Origin of the sequence: Bacillus sp. PS237 (assembly GCF_037963345.1) — a bacterium.
In the GTDB taxonomy this organism is placed as follows: Bacteria; Bacillota; Bacilli; order Bacillales; family Bacillaceae; genus Bacillus; species Bacillus subtilis.
The window spans coordinates 3,776,481-3,802,352 of record NZ_CP150156.1; the positions used below are offsets into that span (position 1 = coordinate 3,776,481).

Below are 25,872 nucleotides of genomic sequence, written 5' to 3' on the forward strand. Positions count from 1 at the left end.
AAAGATGCGTCCTGTTCTGCGATGTTTAAAAACGATCTTTTTTTCTCATAATAGTAGAAACATAAAAAAAGGGGGAACCCGTTGTGGATGCAATGACAAATAAACGGCTGAGACTGACGCTGAAAACCGTTCGCGCCTTTATCTTTTTAGGGGCTTTTGCGGCCTTGGCGGCAGCTGCTGTGTTTATGACTGTCATTTTGATAGCCAAATACCAGGGCGCTCCCTCGGTGCAAGTGCCGCAATCCACGATTTTGTACGCGAGTGACGGCTCAAAGCTCGGGGAAACGAACTACGGCGAAAAGCGCTATTGGGTCCCCTTAAAGGACATGAATCCGACGATCGTAAAAGCGACAGTGGCGATTGAAGACCAGAATTTCTACGATCATCACGGCTTTGATTATAAACGCATGGCCGGCGCGGCGCTTGCTGACCTGAAAGCATTTGCCAAGGTTCAGGGTGCAAGCACCATCACCCAGCAATATGCGAGAAACTTATACCTTGAACACGACAAAACGTGGAAACGGAAATGGAATGAGGCGTTCTACACGATCCGTCTGGAACAAAACTATTCTAAGGACGAGATATTAGAAGGCTATTTAAATACGATTTACTACGGCCACGGCGCCTACGGCATTGAAGCAGCTTCCCGCCTGTATTTCGGCAAGCATGCCAAAAACCTGACGGATGCGGAGGCGGCGCTTTTGGCAGGAATCCCGAAAGGCCCTTCCGGCTATTCACCGTATGTCAATGAGACGAAGGCCAAGGAACGCCAGAAAACGATTGTGCGGATGATGGAAAAGCAGCAGATGATCAGCCAAAAGAAAGCGGATGAATTGATCAAGGAACCTCTTTCCTATCAGCCTTTGAATAAACAAGTTTCCAAGAGAAAGGCTCCTTATTTCTACGACAATGCGATGAGAGAGCTGGAAAAAAAGCTCGGCATGACACGGGAGCAAATTGAAACGAGCGGGTTAAACGTCTATACAACGGTAGATAAACGGATGCAGCGCATCGCCGAGGAGACCATTACCGAAACGGTTAACGCGGGCTCTGACATTCAAGTCGGGTTTTCAGCCATTGATCCCCGCACCGGAAACGTTCTCGCCCTTGTCGGCGGCAGGGATTATCAAAAAAGCCCGTTTGACCGGACGACACAGGCGAAGCGCCAGCCTGCTTCGACGATCAAGCCGTTGCTGTACTATAAAGCGATTCAGAGCGGATTTACGCCAGTCACTTTGATGAAAAGCGAAGAAACCGAGTTTCAAATTGATGCAAAGGGAGAAACCTATTCTCCAAGCAACTATAACGGATACTATGCCAACAAGCCGATTACGCTTCTGCAGGCGCTGGCGCTTTCCGACAATATTTACGCTGTGAAAACGCATCTTTTTCTCGGCACGAACAAACTTGTAAAGACGGCAAAGGAATTCGGCATTACCGCCCATCTTCAAGCACTGCCGTCCCTGGCACTCGGCACCGAACCCGTACGTCCGATTGAGATGGTCAACGCCTATGCCATGCTCGCAAATGGCGGAAAGAAAATCGAACCGACTTTTATTTCAAGAGTAACGGACGCAGCCGGCCACGTGCTGTACGAAAACCCGAATCAGCATAAACAGGTGCTTGATGAAAAAGCCGCTTTTGTCACAGCGAGTATGATGACAGGCATGTTTGATATCGATTTAAATGGATATACGTCGGTTACGGGGCGAACGATAGCCAACCGCCTGACAAGAACGTATGCCGGAAAATCAGGAACCACCAGCGCAGACAGCTGGATGATCGGCTTCAATCCGAAGCTGGCCGCCGGTGTTTGGACCGGCTATGACAAAAACAGCACCATCGACTCGGTCGAAGAAAAAAGCTATGCTAAAACCATTTGGGCGGACTTCATGGAGGACGCGCTCAAAGGCGAACCGGAAACCGCGTTCAAGCCGCCAAAAGGCGTAACCGGTGTGTACATTGATCCGGAAACAGGCTACTCATCAGGTCCCGGCTGCGCCGCTAAGCATTACACATATTTTGTGAAAGGGACAGAACCCGCAAACGTGTGCTACGGGGCAGAACCCGCAAAACAAACAAAAGACCGGCTTCCATCCAAAGAAAAGCCCGCTTCCGAGAAAAAGTGGTGGGACAAATGGCTGGGGCGACATCATTGAAAATAACCCGGCTCCTCGGAGGCCGGGTTATTCGTATGGTTCCTTCATAATCGATGGAAGAATGTTAGACAATCGAGCTGAACAATCAGTTTTGGGATAAAGTGGTGAATTTCTCATTTCTTCGGCGCTGGCTTTCATCTCCCAGTCGCCGACTCATATCCCCCTAAAAATGAAAAACCCCGAGTCTTGTTTCGGCTCGGGATTTTCCATGTCCTATTTCTGTATCACCAGTTTACTCAATGTTTACGAAAAATATCTCAAATACTTTAAAAGTTCACAAAAAATTCATAAATTAATTGTTTTCTGGAAGCAGGCTCGTTTTTAACTCATCTGAGGAACGGTCCCATAGGCCCTGATCATGCTTTTTCAGAAATTCGCCTAGTACACGCTTCGAGCTGTCGTCCATTTTATCAACGATGATTTTCCGTTTCATGGATTTATCCATCAGATTCACATGCTCAGGCAGTGACTTGTAGCCTCTTCTGATGCTTCTGTCGACCGTCATTTCACAGGCTGTCACACCAGCGTAATAAGGCCCCTCTTCTTTTCTGTCAATCGTTACCCACACAAGCCAGTATGGTTTTCCGTTCGGCACTTCTTCTTTATTCGGGAGAAATTTAATTCCTTTTTCAACGGTGCTGCGGGCATGCATAGCGCCGATGTCTACGAACGCTTCTTTTTCCTCTACATCAACGAATACGGGAGAAATGTTATCAAGGCTGAGTGCCCCTACGCCAAAACCGCCGTGTCCGTCTGTCGGATCACTTTTGATAATATTAAACCCGATTGATTTTTTCTTTTTTTCTTCCATGAAGTTCTACCTCCTACAAAAGCGGTTGAAATATCGCTGAAAACAGCTTTAAAATCGAATCTCTTCCTGCATTGAGCATCGGCCACAGCACGTAAGATCCTAGCGGTGTCACAAACAGCACCAAAAATACGATAAAGCCGTAGCTCTCCGCCTGCGTCATTTTGGCACGCACGCCCGGCGGAACGAGATCTTCTATAATTCGATAGCCATCGAGCGGAGGAAGCGGCAGCAGATTAAATAAAAACAAGACAAGATTCAGCTGTATCCAAATAGAAAAAAACTGATCCAGCCCCGTGCTGAACGCCGCAAGCATTTCCATTCCGTACGCATGCATCAACACTAACAAAAAGAAACCAATAAACGCAAGAATCAGGTTACTGACGGGCCCGGCTATAGATACGAGCACACCAGCAAGCCGGGGTTTCTTAAAGAAACGGCGATTCACGGGAATGGGGCGCGCCCACCCGAATCCGGCCACCAGAATCAAAATGGTTCCGAACGGATCAAGGTGTTTAATGGGATTCAGCGTCAGTCTTCCTTGTTTTTTCGCCGTATCGTCACCGAATTTGTATGCGACATAAGCGTGGGCAAGCTCGTGCATCGTAAACGACACAATTAGCGTGATGACGAGGTATGGCATTAAAGATAACGGATAATATAAAAAACGGTCCAAGTGAGATATCCCTCTTTCTCAAAATGCAAGAATTTACTTTATTCAGTATACTATAAGAAGCCTCTTTTTCTAAAGAGAGGAAACGAGATAAAGGAGGATTCAGCACCCATGCCATACGTAACTGTCAAAATGCTCGAAGGCCGTACAGACGAGCAAAAACGCAATCTTGTCGAGAAAGTAACAGAAGCCGTAAAGGAAACAACCGGTGCTTCTGAAGAAAAAATTGTTGTCTTTATAGAAGAAATGAGAAAAGACCATTATGCCGTCGCAGGCAAACGCCTGAGCGATATGGAATAATCTCTATAAAGCCGGCGCTTCGCGCACCGGCTTTTATTATCCCTATTGAGCCAGCTTCGCAATAATCGCCAAGAACGTCTTTTTCTCTTCGGCTGTTAAACGTTCAAACATGCCATCAATCAGCTGCTGGCGGTTTTCGATCATTTGTTCAGCCGCTCCCCGGCCCGATTCAGAAAGAGTAATCCATACAGTGCGGCGGTCATTGTTATTTCTGGATCTCTCAATAAACCCTTCCTGCTCTAAATGATTCAGAGCTGTGGTCGTGGCAGAGGGAGACAGTGTGACCTCCTTCAAAATATCCTTTATGGTGCAGCTCCCATGTCTGTATATGATCCGCAGAATAAACCCTCTTACATTATTCACGTGTTTCGGAACGGTGGCTTCATCTAATTGCTTCGTGCTTTTCAAATACTTTGTAAGTGCGTGATCCAGCAAATTTGCTTCCAGTTTGTCATGGTCCATGTCAATTTCCCCATTTCGAGATGCATTCATAACATACGAACGATATGATTTACTTATTATTTTACTGATTCCGAATAGGGAAAGTCAAAAAAGCAAAATGTGAATTCACAGCTTTTATCCTACATGCCTCGATTTTCCACCTGTTTCACAAGTTTATCTTTAAAAGTTTGGAAAGGAACGTGTTCATTCTGCTGATGTCCGAATCGGCGGACGTTTACCGCATTCTCCTGCTCCTCATGATCTCCAAGCACCAGCACGTACGGAATTTTTTGCACCTGCGATTCTCTGATTTTATAGCCGAGCTTCTCATTGCGCTCATCAATGCCGGCTCTTATCCCCGCCTGCTTCAGCTCCGCCTGCACTTTTCTGCAATAGTCTAAGTGAACGTGCGAAACCGGTATGATTTGAACCTGGATCGGTGCGAGCCAGACTGGAAAAGCCCCACCGTAATGCTCGATCAAAATGCCGAAGAAACGGTCGATTGAGCCGAAAACCGCTCTGTGGATGACAACGGGACGAACCTTCTCATTGAGTTCGTTGATATATGTTAAATCAAATTTTTCCGGCATTTGAAAATCAAGCTGAATTGTCGCGCATTGGTGGCTCCGTTTCAGGGCATCTTTTATATGGAAATCAATTTTCGGCCCGTAAAACGCCCCATCGCCTTCATTGATCTCATAAGAGAGGCCAAGCTCCTCAAGGACGCGTGCTAAGGCACGTTCCGACGCTTCCCAAAGGCTGTCATCGCCTAATGAATCCTCCGGGCGAGTCGAAAGCTCAACAGAATACTCGAAACCAAATGTCCGATATACCTCATCAATCAGCCGAATCGCTTCTTTGATCTCACTCTCAATCTGATCCTCCCGAACGAAAATATGGGCGTCATCCTGACAGAACGTCCGAACGCGAAGCATTCCGTTTAAAGCGCCGCTGTATTCATGGCGGTGCACCTGTCCGAATTCCGCCATGCGAATCGGCAGATCCCGATAAGAATACAGGCTGTTTTTAAAGATGAGCATGTGGCCGGGGCAATTCATCGGCTTCATTGCGAATCTTGTATCATCCACTTCTGAAAAGTACATATTGTCGCGATAATGGTCCCAATGGCCTGACTGCTCCCATAACCGCTGATTCATCATAAACGGCGTACGCACCTCATCGTAGCCGGCATTTGTTTGCAGCTCACGCGAGAAGCGCTCCAGCTCATTGCGGACAATCTGCCCTTTCGGCAAATAAAACGGCATCCCCGGCGCTTCTTCAGAAAACATAAACAGCCCTAACTGTTTGCCGAGCTTGCGATGGTCTCGTTTTGCCGCTTCTTCTAGCATATGCAGGTGCGCATCCAAATCTTTTTTCTTTTGAAACGCAACCCCGTACACCCGCTGCAGGACTTCATTTTTGCTGTCTCCGCGCCAATAAGCGCCTGATACTCTTGTCAGTTTGAACGCCTTGATCATCCCTGTAGAAGGAAGATGCGGCCCTCGGCACAGGTCAACGAATTCCCCTTGCTGGTACAGTGTGATATCCTCCCCGCGCGGAATATCCTTTAAAATCTCAAGCTTGAGCCGCTCGTCTTTTTGTGCAAACAGCTCTTCAGCTTCTTCGTAAGAAACCTCTATACGTTTGATTTCAAGGTTCTCATTTATTATGTTTTTCATTTCTTTTTCGATGGCCTCTAAGTCTCCTGATGCCAAGCTTTTCCCCAGCTTCATGTCATAGTAGAAGCCGTCTAAAATCACAGGCCCTACCCCCAATGACACTTCGCCGTACAGCCGTTTTACTGCTTGGGCCAGCACGTGCGCTGTTGTGTGGCGAAGCACCTGCAAGCCTTCTTGTGAATCGAGTGTGACAATCGAAAGCTCAGCATCCTCCTCCAGCTTGAAACTGAGATCAACAAGCTTGCCGTTGACCTGACCTGCGGCCGCCTTCTTTTGCAGACTGGAACTGATCGAACCAGCCGCTTCTTTGATTGTGATGCCTTTCGGATATTCCTGGATCTGTCCGTCCGGAAGCTGAATGTGTACATGTTTGCTCATTTTAGAACACTCCTTATTCATTGTTGTATATAAAAAAACACACCCGTCCCGCAGATAGGGACGAGTGTGTGATTAACCCGTGGTTCCACCCAAGTTCCCGACAAATACTATGTTGTCGGCTCGGTGCTGTAACGCAGCATAGACGGCATTGGTTACTTCAGTTCCCCAATGCTGCTCCAAGGCGGTAAATGATATTCCTAAGCTGGGAAGCTCTCACCTTTCCTTCCCTCTCTGAAAACCGTAACTATCATTCATGTCCTTTTCATCGCATGTATTCAATTCATAAAAAAACACACCCGTCCCACAGATAGGGACGAGTGTGTGATTAACCCGTGGTTCCACCCAAGTTCCCGACAAATACTATGTTGTCGGCTCGGTGCTGTAACGCAGCATAGACGGCATTGGTTACTTCAGTTCCCCAATGCTGCTCCAAGGCGGTAAATGATATTCCTAAGCTGGGAAGCTCTCACCTTTCCTTCCCTCTCTGAAAACCGTAACTATCATTCATGTCCTTTTCTTCGCATGTATTCAATTCAAATAAAAAAACACACCCATCCCTCTAAAAGGGACGAATGTGTTGATCATCCGTGGTTCCACCCAAATTCCCGATCAATTACACATGATGATCGGCTTAAAGATGCTGTAACGCAGCATGACGGTATCAGATACTTGTTTTCCCTGATACGGCTCAAAGGCGGTAAGCTGCTTTCCCTGCGTTAGGAAGATCTCAGCTGTCCTTCCCTCTCTGGAAACCGTAAAAAGCATCTCGTGTCCTTATCAGTGCCTGTTGTTTCAATAATTTTTTATATCTTACTATATATTCCCACAAAGCGCAATCAGTGATTTACATTTTTTCTGACGCGGCAGTCCCGTTATGGGCAGCCAGAAACAGCCATACAAGCAATGCAGCGAGGCTGTATGCCGCTCCCATCATCAAAAACGCAAACCCGGCACCAGCATACCAAGTGGCGGACAGATGAATGATCACCCCGGTTATCGCTACGCCGACCAAGGCTCCGATTTGCCGGTTTGCATTTAACGCCGCACCGGCGATATTCGTATGTCTTTGCCCGGCAGCCTGCATGATCACAGTTGTCATGGCAGGAACTGTAATACCGGTACAGAGGTTCATAACAGACATCAACACCGCCAGCTGCCAATAAGGAAAATCCGGAGAAATCAGCACAAACAACAGCAATGCAATGATACAGCTGACCGCCATTGATACAAACATAAGCTGACCGGCTTCAAACCGATTCGCCAGACGGGCAAACAGCAGATTGCCGATCACGAAGACCGCCATCATCGGCAGCAGCTCCACTCCAGCCATAAAGGAACTTGCCCCTCCTGCTTCCTGCAAAAAAAGGCTGAGCATAAACATGCCGCCAAAAAGGGCGAAATTCAGCAAAAACCCGATAAATTGGGCAGCTGAGAAGCGGCCGTTTTTGTATAAGGACGCCGGCAGGATGGGTGTTTTTGCAGAAATTTCCCGCAGCAAAAACAGCACAAATGCCAAAACCGCTGCAGTAAATGCTACAAGAATCACTGGCGAGCGCCAGCCCGCTGAAGGCCCCTGTATCAAAGCATAGGAAAGAAACCCGAGAGCCATCATGCCAAGCAGATGCCCGATGATGTTCACGCGGCTGCTTTTCCCAGGAACGCGGCTGAGGATTCGGTAAGCTGAAATGAGCGCAGCAGCCCCTATTGGCACATTGATCAGAAAAATACTCTGCCAGCCCGCCAACTGTACCAGCACGCCCCCGATAAAAGGCCCAAGGGCTGAAGCGGCGGAAACAAGCGCGGCCCACAGTCCAAACATTCTCGCCCGCGCCCGCTCATCAAGGTAAGAGGCAGCCAAAAGGCTGAGTGAGCTTGGCATAAACAAAGCTGCCCCAATTCCCTGTATGAGACGTCCGGCAATCAGCATCTGCCCATTTATAGATGCAGCGCATAGACAGGAGGCCATAACAAAAACGGCTAGACCCAAGATATAGATCGTCTTCGAGCCGAAACGGTCAGCCAAGGCTCCGCCCGCCAGCAGAAGCGACGCAAAAGTAAGAATGTACCCGTCCACAACCCACGTTACACCTGAAAGTGACATTGAAAGAGTGTTTTTCATATCAGCCATCGCCACATTCACAACGGTCACATCAAGAGTTGCCATGAGGAAACCAAGTGCGAGCACGATCAGCACGGATATGCCTGTTGATGATGTTGATTCTTGTATAGACCCGCTATTTTTCATTACAATTGCCCTTTCACTTGCTTGATTACCCAATCATCTATTTTTTCAAGATCATACAATTCCCCGACTCTGTCCATAACATGCTGCAAGGATTCTTCTCTCATAAGATTGGACCATTTATCCTCGATTTCCGCCATGACTGTCTCCAGCACACAGTGACTTTCACCCTCAAATACAGATTGCAGCAAGCCTTTCCCCTGATACATCGAACCTCTGCCTTCGACCGCTTGATAAACATCATAAAGCGTAATGTCAGCCAAAGGCTTCGTCAGGGTAAAACCGCCCTTCGTCCCTGGTAAGGATTCTGCCAAACCGGCTTGAACCAATGTTCTCATCAGCTTCTTCAAGTAAGACGGAGACACGCGCAATCGCTGGCTTATAGCCTCTGACGTCAAAGAAGCCTGTACCGGCAGCCGTGACAGTAACAGCAGCACAGAAACCGCCTGCTCCATTCCTGATTTCATTTTCATCCTATTCACTCCTGATTCATTATGGATAACTATTATCCATAATGAATCTCTTAGCAGCTTTTGTCAATAAAAAAAGCAAAAGAAACGGATCATTTCTTTTGCTTGGTATGGTTAACAAATCTGCTTCAGTTCCTCTATGTATTGAAGCGCTTCGTCATATTCTTCATTTGTATATTTTTGCTTGCTTTTGATGGTAAAGACTTTTTCTTTCTTTTCCTCATCCTCAAGCCCGTCAAAGTAAAGGATCGTGGAAACCAGCTCTAAAAACCGTGATGAACGGCTGTTTACACTGTCGATATAGCCTTTCATATCCGGCATGTCCAGATCAGCATGGTCTAAAAATGCGGAGCCTGTCTCAGTCAGCGAATACCGGTATTGAAAGTAGCCGCCCTTTTTTTCCTTCACCTCATGCAGAAATCCAAGGTTGCACAGCTCTTCAATCTGGAGCGTCAGTTCCTCTGAATATGGTCCGTAAAAGTGAAAATCATATTTCTCATAGAAAGGAAACTGCATTTTCTTGGCGATATAAATCATTTTCTGCAGCTTCTTTCGCCCGATGATTTCTCCAGAATCCGAGAACACCTTCATCAGTTTTGCATGTTCTTTCAACAAATTCCCGACATCTCCTTTTTCCTTCTTTCCAATTTCTATGTCAGTCCCAGCAGCTGCCGGATTTTCATTTTCGCTTCCGGATGTTTAGTGCCGTCACAAATCAAGTCCTTTGGATAGTACAGCTTGTGGTCCGTCCGCCGTTTACCTGAGATGGATTCCACAATAGCCGACTGTCTGGACAGCTCTTTAATTTGGCCGTTTTGCGTCAAGAGATGGATCGGCAGACGCTCCTCTTCCTCTCCTGGTCGGTAAAAATCGTATGGCAGATCTGATGAAGAATCAACGACCAAATAATAGCTCGGATCGATCCCCGCCTCTTTGAACAATGAAGTCAGCTCAAAATAAGCCGACATTTCTTCATTCGGATTGAATTCAACGTATTGGAAAAGCTGGCGGTTAATGAATCTGCGGCACAAGTCGGATAAAATCGCGTCTTCTTCATCCTCCCAGGCCTGGAAGTAATACAAAATAATAGATTCATCCAGCTTTACATAATCCTCCAGTGTCAATTTTCCTTCAAAAATAGAATAGAAATGAACCGGAGCGTGAGTGAAGACATAGCCTTCATCGTGCAGCTGCTTCGCCCTGTGAAGAATCTTCGTTAAAATGACCTCTGCACTTCTAGTCACAGGATGGAAGTAGACCTGCCAGTACATTTGGTAACGGCTCATGATATAGTCTTCGACAGCGTGCATTCCGCTTTCTTTAATGACGATCTGATCCTCGCGCGGCCGCATCACCCGAAGAATCCGCTCCATATCAAAATGGCCGTAGCTGACGCCCGTATAATATGCGTCGCGCTGGAGGTAATCCATGCGGTCTGCGTCAATCTGACTCGAAATCAGGCTGACCACTTGCTTGTTTTTATATGTTTTGGCAATGACTTCAGCAACATCCTGAGGGAAACCCGGGCTCACCTTTCTGAGCACCTGATTAACCTCCGTGTCTCCCAAAATGATACCTCTTGTAAAATCCTCGTGGTCAAGGTGAAAGACCTTTTCAAATGAATGCGAGAACGGCCCGTGCCCGAGGTCATGAAGCAGCGCCGCGGCCAAACAGAGTTCGCGCTCACTGTCATCCCATTCAGGGCGGCCTTTAAAGACGTCATCAACCATTCTTCTGACAATTTCATAGACACCGAGAGAATGGTTGAACCGGCTGTGCTCAGCCCCATGGAACGTCAAATAGGTCGTTCCGAGCTGCTTAATTCTGCGGAGACGCTGAAATTCACGGGTTCCGATCAAATCCCATATCAGCTTGTCCCGAACATGAACATAGCGGTGCACCGGATCTTTAAACACTTTTTCTTCTGATAATTTTCCATTTGGATACGCCATCGTCATTCCCTCTTTTTTTTAGCCGTGTTTCTATTATATCGACTCTATTCTTTGAAAACATCCTTGAATTTGCCCGGCGATTTGTTCCATCTTCATGAAAAACACATCTTGTGAAGCAAAAAAGCCTGACCTGAGGGCCGAGGCTAAGAAAAAATATGTTTTTACTTTTTTATTTTCTTTTTTACTTTGTCAATCAGCTCATCCTCTGTCGGAGCTGACAGCGGGCGATTGTTCACAAAAGCAAATGATTTTTTCCGTCCGGGCCCGCAATAAGATTGGCATCCTACCTCAACCTTTGCGTCCGGGTCCACTTCTTTCAAACGCGGCAGCAATGTTTTGATATTAGTGGCTTGGCAATCATCACACACTCGAAATTCATTAGCCATGACGTACGCTTCCCTTCATTTCTATGTTCATCTATGTGAATAACCTAAAATCACGTTTCAAAAAAAATCACATCACACTTCATTTTACAAGGATTCGACTGTTCCTGCAAGCCGCTCCATCCTTCGTATCTCCTATTCTTTCAGCCAATTTGTATAAATATTTTCCAACCTGGACATTCTAATACCATGAAAAGAAAAATGGGAGTTGAGATAAATGACAAAACAGCGACAAGACGCTTGGTCAGAGGAAAACGATCTGCTTTTAGCCGAAACAGTGCTTCGGCATGTGAGGGAGGGCAGCACTCAGCTGAACGCCTTTGAAGAAGTCGGCGATAAATTAAACCGGACATCCGCAGCCTGCGGATTCAGATGGAACGCAGTGGTCCGCCATCAATATGAAAAAGCGCTTCAGCTTGCGAAGAAACAACGAAAACAGCGGATGAGAGCGCTCGGAAACGGGCAGCCCGCGAAAAAAAGATTATTATATCAGCCTCCTGCCGTTGATCCTGAAATCATTCAAGAAACCGCTGCAGAAGAGCCGGTTAAAACGGAAACACCATCTGTCGAAAATGAGCAACCTTTAATGTCTGGCGAACACATGCCTTTTGTTGATGAAAGCTTTAAGGAAGAGTTAGCTAGTCTATCACACTTATTGTCTCCTCAAACGCCTGCAGCTGCGCCTGAGATGACGATGAATGATGTGATCCGCTTCCTGCAGAATTACGAAGGCAATCACGAGCAATCATCAGCATTAAAAATGGAAAACGAGCGTTTAAAGAAAGAAAATCAGGAATTGCAAAACAAAACAGAGCAGCTAGAGGCAGAAGTTCAAAAGCTTGAAAAAGACCAAAAAACGATCCAAGAAGATTATGAAACCTTGGTGAAAATTATGAACAGAGCCAGAAAGCTAGTTTTATTTGAAGAAGATGAACATGCCTCTCCGTCCTTCAAAATGGACCGGAACGGCAATTTAGAAAAATTAGCGGAATGACATAGAAAAATCCCAAAACGGGCAGCTGTTTTGGGATTTTCGCCATGTGCAAAATCCCCTTTTCTATTGAGAAAAGAGAATTTCCTCATTTTGCAGCCGGATCAGCTATTCTTGTAAAATGAGGCCAAGCTTATGTGAATCTATTAAGACATGTGAGCTGCCTCGGCCGTTTTTTGTTTCCGAGGCGCAGCAGAAATGACCAAAAGCCCCAGCATCATAAGCGCAATGCCCAGCCACGAGGAAGGCGAAAGCATTTCCCCTATGAAAAACACGCCAAGCAATGAAGCCGTCAGCGGTTCAGCTAAAGACAGCGTGACCGCCGCCGAGGCCGGAACCCCGGTAAGCCCTTTCGCAAACAAAAAGTATGCGGCACATGTTGCAATTAACCCGATGTAAAGGCTTGTTCCCAGTCCTCTAGGGGTCAATATCCACGAGATATCTAACTGCCATAATAGCGGCGTCAGCAAGATGGCGCTGATCATGAATACAACGGCGGAGGTCGCTCGCGGAGGCTGGGTTTTCATCATCGCTTTACTGATGAGCGTATAGCCTGCAAAAGAAGCACCCGCTCCAAGCGCCATAAGAACACCAGCCACATCAATCCGAACATTGGAACTGTCGGAAAACAGAAGCCAGCAACCCGCTAAAGCCAGCACAGTCGCAATCCACCAGGAGTTTCGCGGGCGTTTCTTCAATACAGCCCATTCGAGGGTCCCGGCAATGATAGGCGCACTGCCGATGGCAATCACAGTTCCCACTGCAATTCCCGTTTCTTTAACCGCTGTGAAAAACAGCGGCTGGTAACACGCCATACAAACAGCGGCTAAAAATACGAGCGGCCATGCCCAATTTTTCACGTGAAGCTCCCGGCTGATCCAAACCGCAAGCAGCATGGCGCTTCCTCCTATTAATAACCTGAACGCTCCAAATGCCAGCGGTGTGGCGCTTTCTGGAGCCAATGCCTGAACGGTTCCCGTGGTCCCCCAGAAAAAAGCCGCAATCAATACAAAAAGGCTGTAAATATTCCCCTTCATCTGCCTCTCCCCTTTAATATGGATGCTGATGTCATTTTATCGTTTTTCTTTTTGTCGTGGTTATCTGTATGTAAGAAGGACTTATCTGAAAATAAGATTATTGAGGTAAAATGCCGCTTGAGATAAAAAATGCATGCCGGCATATACAGCCGGCATGCGAAGAACGTTCACCCAAATACCTTTGCATTCCGCTCAGCCATCCGGACGAGGTTTTTCTCAAATTCCATTTCCTCATCAATGGACAGTCCAGCTGAATAAAGATGGGTGCTTAACGCTTTTAATTCCGTCAATAAAGCGAACATTAAGTCTTGTACGGAGATGTCTTTTTGAAGAAGCTCACTTAAGGACGCCATCGTTTCCGGACGTATTTCCGGATAGACGCCTTTTTTATCGTTTTGTTTGTCTTTCAGCGCCGCTTGATAGAATCGTCTGATCAAGTCGGCCCTTTCACTGCCGCTTTTATCTGCACAGAGATAAATTTGAACAGCGACTCCGCCGCGAACGCGTCTCTGAGAGATGCCGGCGAACTTTTTGCCATTTATACTGAGGTCATAGCTGCCGGGACAATAAGACCCTTCAATTTCATAGGCTTCGATCTTTGCGTTGTACGGTCTCAGCATTCGTCTCATCAGCTCGACCATCGCTTCATATCCTTTGTCTATATCGATGCCTTTCTTTTCGTCCTCGAATATGAGAGAGATATTTAAAACACCGTCATCCAATACGACGGCAAGACCGCCGGAATTGCGTACGATCACACGGTATCCTTCGCTCTCCAGCAAGGAGATACCATCCTGCAAAAACGGGAGGCGTGTATCCTGTATTCCAAGGACAATTGTATCGTGGTGCACCCATGAGCGCGCTGTCGCCGGCGACACGCCTTTTCCGACGGACATGCATAGCGTATCATCCATTGCGAAGGATTGCTTCGCATCAAATAAAGGGCCGAGACTGGATTGGTCAATGACTCTCCATTTCGGCTGCATCAGTAAATCAATCGGTTGGTTTGCCATCTATGTAAAACCCTTTCATGTTAGGCTTATTGAACGAAAACTATTATATCATTTCAGCAGCTGTGATTGATAATTGCTTTTCAGCATCGTAATAAAAATTTCTTTATTTTTTGTATTCTCCATGAGAGGAGAATGAATGTAAGACAGCTTGCGCTTTAACGAGAAATTATTAATATGCAGAATTGAAATTTCGCGGTGGATCAAATCCTTACGCAGCACGCTTCTGGATAGAACCGAAAGTCCCATGCCGTTAATCACCGCTTCCTTTACACCTTGATTGCTGCTGATGGTAAACATTGATTTCGGCCGAAGTCCATTTGAACTGAGTACATGATCGAGATATTCTCTCGTCCCGGAGCCTTTCTCTCTTGTCACCCACGCTTCGTTCTGCAAATCGCTGATCGAAATCTCTTTCCGCCCGGCGAGCGGATGCTGATTTGGAGCGGCAATGCACATTTCATCCTCCATGAACGGTTCAATTTCCAGCTCATTCTCGTTTGTATGTCCTTCAATCAGCCCGATATCAGCCTGAAGCATCCGCACACGCTCGCTGACCTCCTCTGTATTGCCAATCATGACATCTAGATTCAGCTCTGGATACAGCTTTTGCAGCTGGGCCAATAGCGGCGGAAGAATATACTCACCGATTGTAAAGCTTGCAGCTATTTTCAATTCACCCTTCACATAGTGATGATGCGCATAGATTTCAGCCTTGGCTTGTTCGTAGAGAAACACCATTTGCTTTGCTCTTTGATATAAAATGTCTCCTGTCGGCGTTGTCGTAAAGTGTTTTGGCGACCTGTTCAGAAGAGCCGTTTGAAATTCTTTCTCAAGATTTTTGATATGCAGACTGACGCTGGGCTGGGAGATCATCAGCTTTTCCGCCGCTTTTGTGAAGTTTTTTTCTTCTACCACCGCTATAAACGTTTTCAGCACGTCGTAATACAAAAACCCCACCCCTGTCATTAATGAAATATATGGTTATGATTAGTTTTCTTTATTGTACTCATATCATCCGTCTTGGTAAAGAAGGGCTATACAGAAGCGCAAAAAAGGCAGCCCTCGGTCGAGAGCTGCCATTGTCTTCAATTTTATTACAGTGCTTGCGCCGCTGTAATTAATGCGAGATTGTAAACATCTTCAGCGTTACATCCTCTTGAAAGGTCGTTTACAGGCATATTTAAACCTTGCAGGATTGGTCCTACCGCTTCAAAGTTGCCCAAACGCTGAGCGATTTTATAGCCGATGTTTCCTGCTTCAAGACTTGGGAATACGAATACGTTAGCGTCCCCTTTGATCTCGGAATCCGGCGCTTTTTTCTCAGCTACAGATGGAACAAATGCAGCATCAAATTGGAATTCGCCGTCAAGTGTCAGTTCAGGCGCTTTTTCTTTCGCGATTTTCACTGCATCCGCTACTTTTTCTGTTTCATCAGATTTTGCTGAGCCTTTTGTAGAGAAGCTGAGCATTGCCACGCGAGGCTCAATGTCGAACATTTTTGCCGTATTGGCACTTTCGATCGCAATCTCGGCAAGATCTTGGCTGTCAGGTGCAATGTTGATCGCGCAATCTGCGAATACGTATTGCTCTTCTCCGCGAGCCATGATGAACACGCCTGAAGTCTTTTTCACGCCTTCTTTTGTTTTGATGATTTGAAGAGCCGGGCGGACAGTGTCAGCAGTTGAGTGAGCAGCTCCGCTTACAAGTCCGTCTGCAAGTCCTTTATACACCAGCATTGTACCGAAGTAGTTCTCGTCTAATAATGCTTTACGAGCCTGTTCTTCAGTCGCTTTGCCTTTGCGGCGTTCTACGAATGCTTGTACAAGGTCTTCCATGCCTTCATATGTATGAGGATCATAAATCTTAACGCCGCCCAGCGTAAGGTTCAATTCTTTTGCTTTTGCTTGGATCTCATTTTCATTGCCGATCACAATCGGATTCAGCACTTTGTTTCCTGCAAGCTTGCTGACCGCTTCTAAAATACGCTCGTCTAAGCCTTCAGGAAATACAATTTTAACGTCTTTTCCAGCTACTTTTTCTTGCACTGTTGAAAATAAATCTGCCACAATAAAACCTCCTCAAAAAGTTACAAAAACGCTTTCTTTTACTAGCATACTCTTCTTCCAATCAAATTCAAACAGCCAACTTTCATTATAGCGCTTTCATAAAAAAATCTTATTTTTCTAACTAATTTAAGTGACTCAATCTTCCCTTATAGGTTCTTCTATTTTGATGGAGTTATACGGAAGGGATGTTCAAGGTTTCTCCACAGTAGAATCGGATAAACTATGGTATAGTGAAGGCAATCATGAAAAGATAATGGGAGTGAAGATAAATGAGTGAACAGCAAATGACGAATGAAGCGGCAAAAACGCTTGACGGCTGGTATGCGCTTCATGATTTCCGCACAATGGATTGGGCTTCCTGGAAGCTTCTGTCCAGTGATGAGCGCCAATCTATCATACATGAATTCACCGGGTTGCTTGAAAAATGGGGCGTAGCCCAAAAAGAAGGAAAAGGATCGCAAACTCTTTACAGCATCGTCGGCCAAAAAGCTGATTTTATGCTGATGATCCTTCGTCCTACAATGGAAGAATTAAATCAAATTGAGCTTGAATTCAACAAATCAAGACTTGCTGAGTTCACCATTCCGGCATACTCCTACGTATCAGTGGTAGAGCTGAGCAACTACTTGGCAAGCGGTGACGGCGATCCTTATGAAAATCCGCATGTGCGCGCTCGCCTTTACCCTGAACTGCCGGAATCTAAATATGTATGCTTCTATCCAATGGATAAAAGAAGATCTGGCAACGACAACTGGTATATGCTTTCAATGGAAGAACGCAGAAACTTGATGAGAAGCCACGGTTTAATCGGCCGCAGCTATGCGGGCAAAGTCAAACAGATCATCACCGGCTCTGTCGGCTTTGACGATTACGAGTGGGGCGTTACATTATTTAGCGATGATGTCCTTCAATTCAAGAAGCTAGTGTACGAAATGCGTTTTGACGAAGTCAGCGCTCGCTATGGCGAATTTGGTTCATTCTTTGTCGGCAATCACCTTTCGCTTGATACACTTCCTCAATTCTTATATGTATAATATCCCCTCCCGCCCTATCCGGCGGGAGTTTTTCAATTCTCCTTTATCAGAATTTAAATAAAATTTGCTATTTTCTTCGTTTTTTCTTACGATGTAGATAATAATCCATTTTTTTCAAAGGGGTGCAGTTATTTGTCAAAACGAACCGCATTTGTTATGGGAGCCAGTCAAGGGATCGGGAAAGCAATCGCTCTGAAATTAGCAGACCAGCACTTTTCCCTCGTCATTAATTCGCGAAATTTGGATAATATTGAATCTGTCAAAGAAGACATTTTGGCCAAGCATCCTGAGGCGAGCGTCATTGTCCTTGCGGGCGATATGTCTGACCAGCATACGAGAGCGGGCATTTTTCAGAAAATCGAATCTCAATGCGGACGGCTTGATGTTCTGATTAATAATATCCCGGGCGGCGCGCCTGACACATTTGATAACTGCAATATAGAGGATATGACGGCCACGTTCACTCAAAAGACCGTTGCCTATATTGACGCAATCAAGCGTGCTTCCTCACTGATGAAACAAAACGAGTTTGGCAGAATCATCAACATTGTCGGAAATCTGTGGAAAGAACCCGGCGCCAACATGTTCACAAACAGTATGATGAATGCCGCTTTAATTAACGCCAGTAAAAATATTTCCATCCAGCTTGCTCCTCACAACATTACTGTCAACTGTCTGAATCCTGGTTTTATCGCTACAGACCGTTATCATCAATTTGTGGAAAATGTGATGAAAAAGAACAGCATATCCAAACAGAAAGCAGAAGAACAGATTGCTTCCGGGATTCCGATGAAACGGGTCGGATCAGCCGAAGAAACCGCAGCGCTCGCCGCATTTCTTGCCTCTGAGGAAGCCTCCTACATCACGGGACAGCAAATTTCCGCTGACGGCGGCAGCATGAAAAGCATATAAAAACATCCCGCTTTTTAGCGGGATGTTTCTTGTAATGACCCGAACGGCAGGTTCAGCTTTTGAATCCGCGTGACAAATTCCCGCAGATCCTCCTGCTTCGACACCATTGAGATTCTGACATGCCTTTTTCCGTTGCTTCCAAAAATTTCGCCCGGTGTGACTACGACATGGGCATGCTCCAGCAAGTAATCGGAAAATTGGTGAGATGTCTCAAACGTATTCGGAATTTCAGCCCATACGTAAAAGGTTCCTTTTGGCTTTTCCATCTTCCAGCCCAGTTCCTTTTCACAAAGCGCCGTAAAAAAGTCAATTCGTTCCTTATAAATTCGTTTCAACGATTCCGTATGCTCCGGATCTCCAGAAAGCGCCGCACTCGCTGCCTGCTGCAGCCCGCCGAACATGCCGACAAATACATGATCCTGAAATTCATTGACGGCCTGAATGATTTTTTCGTTCCCAACCGCAAACGCCATTCTCCAGCCGGCCATGTTAAATGTTTTTGAAAATGAATAAAGCTCTGCTCCGACAGTTTTGGCATCCTCTGCCTCAAGAAAGCTGGCCGGTTTTTGATCGAATTCAAACGCCCCGTATGCAAAATCATGAATCAAATGGATGTTATGCTCTTTCGCAAAAGCAGCAGCTTTTGCATAAAAAGCCGCATCAGCCACAGCTCCAGTGGGGTTGTTCGGATAGTTTAAAAACATAAGCTTCGCTTTTTCCAGCACGGCTGGATCAATCTTTTCAAAATCCGGCAGATAGCCATTTTCTTCATACAGCGGCATTTCGTAAAGCTCAGCTCGCGCCATCGTAATCCCTGATAAATATTCAGGATAGCCTGGATTCGGGACTAAAGCGATGTCTCCCGGATTGAGCAGGCATTGTGTCAGCACATACAATCCGGCTTTCCCGCCTCCGAAAAGCGCGACTTCCGTTTCAGGATTGATTGTCACTCCGTATTCCCTTTTATAGAAAGCGGCGATCGCTTCCTTTAAAAAAGGATAGCCCCTGAAAGGGCCGTATCCATGAAACGAAGGATTCAGAGAAGCCTCCCGCAAAGCCTCGACAATATGCGGCGGAGTGGGAAGGTCAGGGTTCCCCTGTCCGAGATTAATGATATGGGCTCCCGTTTTTTCCATTTCCTTTACCTTTTGAAAAACGAGAGAAAACTCCTGCCTTGGAAGTGTCTTGATGACATCGGACGGTGTTATTTCCATCTAAAAGACTCCTTTTTGCTCCGTTTTGTTATCCCGTTCCAAAAACGATTTGTTGACGAGCTTCGTATGCAAAAACAAACCGCATACGATCACGACAATCAGCCCCATAATGACCGGAGCGCTTAGGATGTTAATGAACATTGAACCAATAGAAATGCATAATCCGATAGACGCTTCGGCCACTGAAAAAATGCGCCCTTGAATCTGGTTTGCCGCATTTTCCTGAACCTTCACTTTTGCAAGCACTTCCCCGTATTCCATCGCGATGAAAAAGAGGATCGCCGCGATGACAGAAACAGCGAATATCGGTGTGAATAAAAACAGCGCCAGCGAGACAATGGATAAAACGGTAAAGTACGTCAGGCCTCTATTGTTGTTAAAGCCCCATTTGCTGACAAGCGCCGCTCCGATAAAGCCGCCGAAGCCGATGCAGAACGTGAGAATAAAGTTGCCGATTTCCCCGTCACCCAGAAAGCGGCTGACAATCGGAAAATAGCTGTACACAACTCCCCACAGCAAAGCCATTGTAATCATCGTAAACATGGCGTTTAATACGAATGAATTGGTTTTGATTTCCTTGAGTCCTTCCTTAAAAGACTGAAAGGCCTCTTTAATGTTTTCAGATTGAATCGGCACAAATTGCAGCTTGATGCGGCTGATAAAAAATGCCGAAACCAAGTATGTCACACCGTTAAAGGCAACAGCCAGCTCTACAGATCCGCCTAACAGAAAGAGCCCTCCGGCAGCCGCCCCGACGATAATGGAGATGGTTGTCGCTTTTGCAAATAACGTGTTGATGCTTTTAATATCTGATTCCAAGGACGACATGACAGCGAGACGGGCGGGATTAAAAAACACGCCGCTTCCATAAGTAATAAACAGCAGGGCCAGAAAAATCAGCGGATACTCGCCTTTTGGAAGAAATGTGAGCCCCAAAAAGATGATGCCTCTGATGATATCCGTCCACAGCATGATCTTAATTCTGTCTAACCGGTCGACCAGAACACCCAAAAACGGCTGAAACACCATCGGAATGCTTCTGACCACGATGACCCCGGACGTCACCCAATAATCGTGATAATATGTAGACAAAATGAGCAGGGCAGGGAGAACACAATAGTCTCCCATGAACGATAGCGCCTGCCCGTAAAGCAAGTATTTAGAGTTGGGTTTCAGCTGTTTCATACTGGCAGCACATACTTTGCCGTCAGCTTCGCATGCTGCTGAATTTGTCTGATTGATTCAGCCACATCCTGTGAATTACTGCCTTTCAGTTCAAATGCAGCAATGGAATTGAAAGCTTCAAACAATGTCAAATCAACTGAAGTGCCTGGTGCTGCGGCCGAAAAAGAAACGATTTCAGTATCCCCTTTTAAAAGCCCGTCCGGAATATCGATCGCTTCAATGACCAAATCCTCAGCAGTTTCAGGAATTTGGCCATTTTGTTTGAAATGCTGCGGGTACAAATGGCAGTCGGCAACATAATAAGGCTCTTGATCCAATAATCCGTCCGGCAGATCGGCGTCTTTTCCGAAACAGAGGACATCTAATAATAATTGCGCCATATCAAGGCCAAAGACCTTTTTAATATTGGGGATCATATTCCAGCCGGCAAATCTGGCTGCCGACTCTATTAAACCCGGTTCTCTGTTTTTCATTAGCTTGATCTCTGTATGTGTTGCGCAATTTTGCAGTCCAAGCCCTTCATTTGCCTTTTTGGCAGCTTCGACAATTTTCTTTTTTGCCTCTTCATCCAGAATGGACGGCGTAATGTGGGATGTCTCTGTAAACCCGATTTGCGGCGTTTTATCATGAATGGCGATCGGGAAATACTCACCGTCAGCCATGATGCCTTCTATACTGATATAGTCGGAGTACCCTTCTGTTTGATACCAGTCTCCGTACTCACCCTGTAAAAATTCTTCAGCGATAAACGGCGCTTCAAACGTAACCGCCTTTGGCACGTTAATTGATTTCAGATAGTCATTGACTCTGTTAAATTCATCTTCTGCCGTCTCAGTGTCCGTAATCAGCGTTACACCGATAGAACTCGCTAAGTATGTAGGCTTTAAGATAAGAGGTGTGCCGATCTCTTCAAGAGCAGCACGGAAATCTTCAAGAGTTGTGACTCGTTTGTTTTTGATCGATTTGACTCCGGCCTTATTAAAAGCGTCCCTCATTTTATTTTTATCTCTGGCATTTTCGGCTGCCTGCACGCCGGCACCTCTCAAGCCCAGACGTTCACAGGCTTTCGCCATCGGAGCAATGAATAATTCATTGTTTGTTGTGATGGCATCCGCCCCAAACATTTCGGCAACCTTGACGATTTGCTCGACGACCTCTTCCTCAGGCTTGTTATGATCTTCATGCGCCCAATAAATGGAATCAGGGTGTTCAAAATCAGCTAAACTCTTAAAATAGTCTTTATCTTTTATGACCGCGACCGAGTATTTTTCAATCAATGCTGCATGGGAGGCTGTAATTGCAAAAGGTCTTGGAATAAAGCTGACCAGGTTATATTTTTCAGCAGCGCTTTTATAAAACATGTGCGGCGGGCAGCCTCCAAGATCAGCGATGACCAATACTGTTTTTCTCTCCATATGTAAAACACTCCTTCTCTATTGTGCGGTGTATCCTCCGTCTGCGGTGATGGCGCTTCCGGTCATATAGCTTGATAAATCCGAGGCTAAAAACAGCATCACATTTGCGATTTCTTCAGGTTTCCCAAGCCTCAGCAGCGGATTTACCTTCGCTTTTTCTTTTTTAATCTCTTCAAGTGTGCCTTCATTATTTTCAAGGAATGATTTTTCATTCAGCGGTGTGTCGATGATCCCCGGGCATACGCAGTTCACCCGAATTTGATGTTTCGCATAATCAACGGCCATTGATTTAGTCAGCTGCAAAACCCCGCCTTTGCTGGCGTTATAAGCAGGAATATCAGGCCATGCCACGAGTCCGCCGACAGAGCACGTATTAATGATGTTGCCCTTGCCGGCGGCCAGCATATGCTTGAGTGCATGTTTGCTCATTAAAAACATGCCGGTCAAATTGACTTGCAGCACCTTGTTCCAATCGCTGAGCTCCATCTCGTGAATAGGCGCCACGATTTCGATGCCTGCATTATTAATCAAGACATCGAGCCCGCCAAATGTATGAACCGCCGATTCAACTGCGTGCTGGCAGGCAGCTTCGTCTGTGATGTCCGTTTGCACAAAGTGCAGCCTGTCATTATTTTCTTTTCGTACCATTGCTTCTCCTTGCGCTTCATCAATATCCGCCACAACCACATTGGCCTGCTGGCCCAAAAAAGCCTGAACCGCAGCATAACCAATGCCTGATGCGCCTCCTGTGATGAGGACGGTTTTATCGGTGAGGTTCATGATCATTCATCCGCCTTCATTTTTTTTGCTTTTGCCCTGTTATAGCGCGGCGGGAAGAAGATATTAATCGATTTTGATTCTTTTTCTGAACGGTTGATGGCACCATGATCTTCGCGAGGCTCACAGAAATAGGCTGTGCCGAATTTCATCTCGACTGTGCAGCCTTCGACCGTCATGTCATAGCCGCCGCCGATGCAGATGCCTATTTGTTCATTCCGATGTTTATGGAAAGGCATTTCTCCGCCATTTCCAGGGATTTTGGCAAGCATAATTTCTACCCAATCCTCAACAAAGAACGTGACTTCCATGCCCGGCAGCAGGTCTCTTGTTTTGAAAATATCCAAAAAGTAGTCCTCAGGACTTGTATATGTTTCATCAGCTTTCAGCCGCTTGATATCAATAGCAATCACTTCTTGGTCTGTGTCGTTTCTTGCCCCGTGAGGCACATGCGGCGGCGCGATATAGGCAGATTCCAAGGCTGTCATTTTTCTTGTCACATCTCCGACAGTCATCATCAGCTCGCCAGAAACGACCATGCCGATTTGGACCTCCTTATGCTGATGGGGTTCAACATTGGTATGCGGCGGGACGTAAGACATTAATACTTCAGTATCCCCTCGTACGGTTGAATACTGCCTCACTCCGTTTTCCCATTCAATTAATTTCGGTGTCGGGAAATAAAGCTCCTGCATATCTTCTTTAGTTTTCATCATCAACGTCTCCTTTTCCAAATAATGACCAGCTCATTGGAATGCTTTTGAATGTTTTTACAAAGGTTAGCCCGTACTTTTGCCGTGCAAGCTCATTGGTTAAGGCAATGTCATACAAACCTTCTTTTACTTTTCTTGCGGCTTGACTGGTTGAATTGACTAGTTTGAAACGAACATCTTTGCGGGTAAAATATTTTATTAAATTAATAGGTGAAGGATGTGAAACAATAACAGATGTATCAAGCATATCGTCTCTGAATTCAAAATCAGGACGAACAGCCAGGCCGTACATCGGTGTATCGCACCTGAAGATCTGCAATAGCTGCAAATCCGGCCTCATGTAGAAATGCTTAATGCCATCGTAAGCATGTGGGACGATGGTATATTCCAGCGGGCTTTGGAGCGTCCTTTCGATGCACGATTCAAAAGTATCATGCAAGGACAATTTACTGTTCAGCCCTTGTAGAAGAGTAAAATTGGAAATGAAATGCTTTGCTGCGTACTCACTGCTTGTCCCCTCAGGGCCGAGCGTGTTGACTGTAATGAGTTTGGATAGTGAATCAGTTCTTTTTTTTGTCTGAATGCTATTATCCAATATAATCATGAGCACCAACCAATCTTTTAAAATTTTAAGTAAATTTTATCCAGTGGAAATTGAACTGTCAATGTTTTTTGAAAATATTGATAATTATTCCCATACAAACAAAAAAACCCTTTAAAAAGGGTTTTTAATTATAGGAATTTAGAAACTTTGTTTATTGAGATAAGGACTGATCGGCCTTCTGCTCAAGTTTGCCGTACTTTTTATATGCGAATACACTGAGCACAAATCCGAGGACTGTGATGGCGGCGCAAATCAATCCGACAGCTGCATAGCCGTATGCCACATATACGGGTCCCATTAAAGCAGAACCTAATGTCACGGCCAGATTCGAGGCGAGACTGTAAAACACCATGACTTTTCCTCGATGACGCTCTGAGCAGTCACTCAAAATGGTGCTGAGCAGCGTCACCGTCAAACTTTGCATTAATCCCCAAATAAATAGGCTGGCGATTAACAGAAACATAGACGCCGGCGCATATGGTAAACACGCCAGCAGAACGCTGATGACCCCCAGCGCAATCAAAAGGGAGCGCATTTTTCCGATGCGGTCGGCTATCTTTCCTGTAATCACACTCATGGAAAACCCGATTCCATAAATCATGATAAATAAGCCCGCAGCCGTGTTTCCTCCGGTAAAAACGTCCTGAAGATAGGTGCCTAAAAAGGAATACATACCGTAAAAACCAATCATATTACAAAAGGTTATTGTGATATAAACAGGTACACGAGGGACTTTCAGCGCATCCCGGAATGTTCCTGCGGGCTCTTCTATTTCTTCCTTGCCGCTGTTTTTATGTTGGGCATGGCGGCGCATTTCAAGGAGAATCAGCAGAACAACTAAAACACCCATCAGGGCGAAAATCCAAAACGTCCATCTCCAATGCAGGACGCCGCCGATAAATGATCCGAGCGGCACTCCGAAAATCAGCGCCAGCGACCAGCTTGAAACGATCAGTCCCATCACCTTGCCCCGGTATGTATAAGGAACACGATCACCGACAACTGCGTAAGCGGTCGGAACAAACGCTCCCGCAGCCAATCCCGAAAGCGCCCGGCCTAAAAAGAAGAAAAAAATATTTTGAGCTAAAGCGCATATCACCGTTCCTATGATAAAAATCATAAGCCCGGCCAATAAGCTCAGTTCTCTGGAGTATTTATCGCCTAATGGAACCAAAAGCGGCGCACCGATAAAAATCATAACGCCGTAAATACTGATAGATAACGCAAGGACGCTGACATCTGAGCTGAAGGCTTTTGCTAAATCCGGCAGCAGCGGTGAGATCACAAGCTCTTCAGATCCGGCTGCAAATACCCCCATCGTTAAAGCCAGTGCCAACAATAACGGAAAATGATGTTTTGTTTTGATGTCATTGTTTTGATTGCTGTTCATTCTTTCTCAAACACCTCTTCCATAATCTTCTTATCA

Annotated in this window: 25 protein-coding genes and 3 other annotated features; of the genes, 5 read left to right on the forward strand and 20 right to left on the reverse strand. The window is 45.9% G+C overall.

The annotated features are described in order from the left end of the window. Positions 1-83: 83 nt before the first annotated feature. Complete coding sequence (locus NST22_RS19625) at positions 84-2,159, forward strand: transglycosylase domain-containing protein (RefSeq protein ID WP_003227540.1); 2,076 nt, start codon at positions 84-86, stop codon at positions 2,157-2,159. Positions 2,160-2,451: 292 nt separating this feature from the next. On the opposite strand, the gene NST22_RS19630 is transcribed toward NST22_RS19625, so the two are convergent. Both NST22_RS19630 and NST22_RS19635 read right to left on the reverse strand, forming a co-directional pair. Continuing rightward, positions 2,452-2,970 (reverse strand): YwhD family protein, encoded by a 519-nt coding sequence (locus tag NST22_RS19630; protein WP_003244446.1) that lies wholly within the window; start codon positions 2,968-2,970, stop codon positions 2,452-2,454. Between the two features lie 13 nt (positions 2,971-2,983). Then, complete coding sequence (locus NST22_RS19635; RefSeq protein WP_003243167.1) at positions 2,984-3,643, reverse strand: site-2 protease family protein; 660 nt, start codon at positions 3,641-3,643, stop codon at positions 2,984-2,986. A gap of 108 nt (positions 3,644-3,751) precedes the next feature. On the opposite strand from NST22_RS19635, the gene NST22_RS19640 reads away from it, so the two are divergent. Then, entirely contained in the window at positions 3,752-3,940 is a 189-nt protein-coding gene (locus NST22_RS19640) for a 2-hydroxymuconate tautomerase (RefSeq protein ID WP_003222038.1), read from the forward strand. 42 nt (positions 3,941-3,982) lie between these two features. Here NST22_RS19640 and NST22_RS19645 read toward each other — a convergent pair whose 3' ends face one another. The 7 genes from NST22_RS19645 to NST22_RS19675 all read right to left on the reverse strand — a co-directional run bounded on the left by NST22_RS19645 (position 3,983) and on the right by NST22_RS19675 (position 11,488). Beyond that, positions 3,983-4,402, reverse strand: coding sequence for a MarR family transcriptional regulator (locus NST22_RS19645; RefSeq protein WP_003242889.1), 420 nt, complete (start codon positions 4,400-4,402; stop codon positions 3,983-3,985). A gap of 119 nt (positions 4,403-4,521) precedes the next feature. Beyond that, positions 4,522-6,438 carry a threonine--tRNA ligase gene (gene thrS, locus NST22_RS19650; protein WP_003243399.1) on the reverse strand — a complete coding sequence of 639 codons (1,917 nt, stop codon included), beginning with the start codon at positions 6,436-6,438 and terminating at the stop codon, positions 4,522-4,524. Between the two features lie 53 nt (positions 6,439-6,491). Then, positions 6,492-6,713: a binding site (T-box leader), on the reverse strand. Positions 6,714-6,744: 31 nt separating this feature from the next. After that, positions 6,745-6,966 (reverse strand) — a binding site (T-box leader). Positions 6,967-6,999: 33 nt separating this feature from the next. Continuing rightward, positions 7,000-7,228 (reverse strand) — a binding site (T-box leader). 54 nt (positions 7,229-7,282) lie between these two features. Next, positions 7,283-8,683, reverse strand: a complete 1,401-nt coding sequence (locus tag NST22_RS19655) for an MFS transporter (RefSeq protein ID WP_003243441.1) — start codon at positions 8,681-8,683, stop codon at positions 7,283-7,285. Further along, complete coding sequence (locus NST22_RS19660; RefSeq protein ID WP_003243988.1) at positions 8,683-9,153, reverse strand: Rrf2 family transcriptional regulator; 471 nt, start codon at positions 9,151-9,153, stop codon at positions 8,683-8,685. The genes NST22_RS19655 and NST22_RS19660 overlap by 1 nt, the downstream gene beginning before the upstream one ends. A gap of 111 nt (positions 9,154-9,264) precedes the next feature. Beyond that, positions 9,265-9,765 (reverse strand): YwgA family protein, encoded by a 501-nt coding sequence (locus tag NST22_RS19665; protein ID WP_003227524.1) that lies wholly within the window; start codon positions 9,763-9,765, stop codon positions 9,265-9,267. 35 nt (positions 9,766-9,800) lie between these two features. Continuing rightward, on the reverse strand, positions 9,801-11,102 hold the full coding sequence (locus NST22_RS19670) for an HD domain-containing protein (protein WP_003243873.1): 1,302 nt from the start codon (positions 11,100-11,102) through the stop codon (positions 9,801-9,803). A 161-nt stretch (positions 11,103-11,263) separates the two neighbouring features. Continuing rightward, positions 11,264-11,488 carry a DUF1450 domain-containing protein gene (locus NST22_RS19675; protein ID WP_003222050.1) on the reverse strand — a complete coding sequence of 75 codons (225 nt, stop codon included), beginning with the start codon at positions 11,486-11,488 and terminating at the stop codon, positions 11,264-11,266. Between the two features lie 214 nt (positions 11,489-11,702). Between NST22_RS19675 and rsfA the strand changes: the two genes are divergently transcribed. After that, the gene (gene rsfA / locus NST22_RS19680; protein WP_003243464.1) at positions 11,703-12,479 is read left to right on the forward strand and encodes a prespore-specific transcription regulator RsfA; all 777 of its coding nucleotides are present in this window, start codon (positions 11,703-11,705) and stop codon (positions 12,477-12,479) included. A 143-nt stretch (positions 12,480-12,622) separates the two neighbouring features. On the opposite strand, the gene NST22_RS19685 is transcribed toward rsfA, so the two are convergent. The 4 genes from NST22_RS19685 to pta form a co-directional block, all read right to left on the reverse strand. Continuing rightward, positions 12,623-13,513, reverse strand: coding sequence for a carboxylate/amino acid/amine transporter (locus NST22_RS19685; protein ID WP_003242581.1), 891 nt, complete (start codon positions 13,511-13,513; stop codon positions 12,623-12,625). Positions 13,514-13,680: 167 nt separating this feature from the next. Continuing rightward, positions 13,681-14,526, reverse strand: a complete 846-nt coding sequence (ywfL, locus tag NST22_RS19690) for an octanoyl-[GcvH]:protein N-octanoyltransferase (protein ID WP_003227511.1) — start codon at positions 14,524-14,526, stop codon at positions 13,681-13,683. A 48-nt stretch (positions 14,527-14,574) separates the two neighbouring features. After that, positions 14,575-15,474, reverse strand: a complete 900-nt coding sequence (gene cysL, locus NST22_RS19695; RefSeq protein ID WP_003243173.1) for a cysJI operon transcriptional regulator CysL — start codon at positions 15,472-15,474, stop codon at positions 14,575-14,577. Positions 15,475-15,620: 146 nt separating this feature from the next. Next, complete coding sequence (gene pta, locus NST22_RS19700) at positions 15,621-16,592, reverse strand: phosphate acetyltransferase (protein WP_003243393.1); 972 nt, start codon at positions 16,590-16,592, stop codon at positions 15,621-15,623. A gap of 269 nt (positions 16,593-16,861) precedes the next feature. Between pta and hemQ the strand changes: the two genes are divergently transcribed. Together hemQ and bacG are read left to right on the forward strand one after the other, a co-directional pair. Beyond that, positions 16,862-17,626 (forward strand): hydrogen peroxide-dependent heme synthase, encoded by a 765-nt coding sequence (hemQ, locus tag NST22_RS19705; protein ID WP_003242896.1) that lies wholly within the window; start codon positions 16,862-16,864, stop codon positions 17,624-17,626. A 132-nt stretch (positions 17,627-17,758) separates the two neighbouring features. After that, positions 17,759-18,538 (forward strand): NADPH-dependent reductase BacG, encoded by a 780-nt coding sequence (gene bacG, locus NST22_RS19710; RefSeq protein WP_003244095.1) that lies wholly within the window; start codon positions 17,759-17,761, stop codon positions 18,536-18,538. Between the two features lie 14 nt (positions 18,539-18,552). Here bacG and bacF read toward each other — a convergent pair whose 3' ends face one another. The 7 genes from bacF to NST22_RS19745 all read right to left on the reverse strand — a co-directional run bounded on the left by bacF (position 18,553) and on the right by NST22_RS19745 (position 25,836). After that, complete coding sequence (gene bacF, locus NST22_RS19715; protein ID WP_003242568.1) at positions 18,553-19,752, reverse strand: transaminase BacF; 1,200 nt, start codon at positions 19,750-19,752, stop codon at positions 18,553-18,555. Beyond that, entirely contained in the window at positions 19,753-20,937 is a 1,185-nt protein-coding gene (gene bacE / locus NST22_RS19720; RefSeq protein WP_003244502.1) for a bacilysin exporter BacE, read from the reverse strand. It lies immediately after the preceding gene. After that, entirely contained in the window at positions 20,934-22,352 is a 1,419-nt protein-coding gene (gene bacD / locus NST22_RS19725) for an alanine--anticapsin ligase (RefSeq protein ID WP_003242921.1), read from the reverse strand. The genes bacE and bacD overlap by 4 nt, the downstream gene beginning before the upstream one ends. Before the next feature lie 18 nt (positions 22,353-22,370). Further along, a complete protein-coding gene (gene bacC, locus NST22_RS19730; protein ID WP_003243359.1) occupies positions 22,371-23,132 on the reverse strand; it encodes a dihydroanticapsin 7-dehydrogenase in 762 nt (253 codons plus the stop codon). 2 nt (positions 23,133-23,134) lie between these two features. Beyond that, positions 23,135-23,842 carry a 3-((4R)-4-hydroxycyclohexa-1,5-dien-1-yl)-2-oxopropanoate isomerase gene (gene bacB, locus NST22_RS19735; protein WP_003244300.1) on the reverse strand — a complete coding sequence of 236 codons (708 nt, stop codon included), beginning with the start codon at positions 23,840-23,842 and terminating at the stop codon, positions 23,135-23,137. Next, complete coding sequence (gene bacA, locus NST22_RS19740; protein WP_009968341.1) at positions 23,832-24,446, reverse strand: prephenate decarboxylase; 615 nt, start codon at positions 24,444-24,446, stop codon at positions 23,832-23,834. Before bacA ends, bacB begins: the two co-directional genes overlap by 11 nt. A gap of 151 nt (positions 24,447-24,597) precedes the next feature. After that, on the reverse strand, positions 24,598-25,836 hold the full coding sequence (locus NST22_RS19745; RefSeq protein WP_003242790.1) for an MFS transporter: 1,239 nt from the start codon (positions 25,834-25,836) through the stop codon (positions 24,598-24,600). Positions 25,837-25,872: the final 36 nt, after the last annotated feature.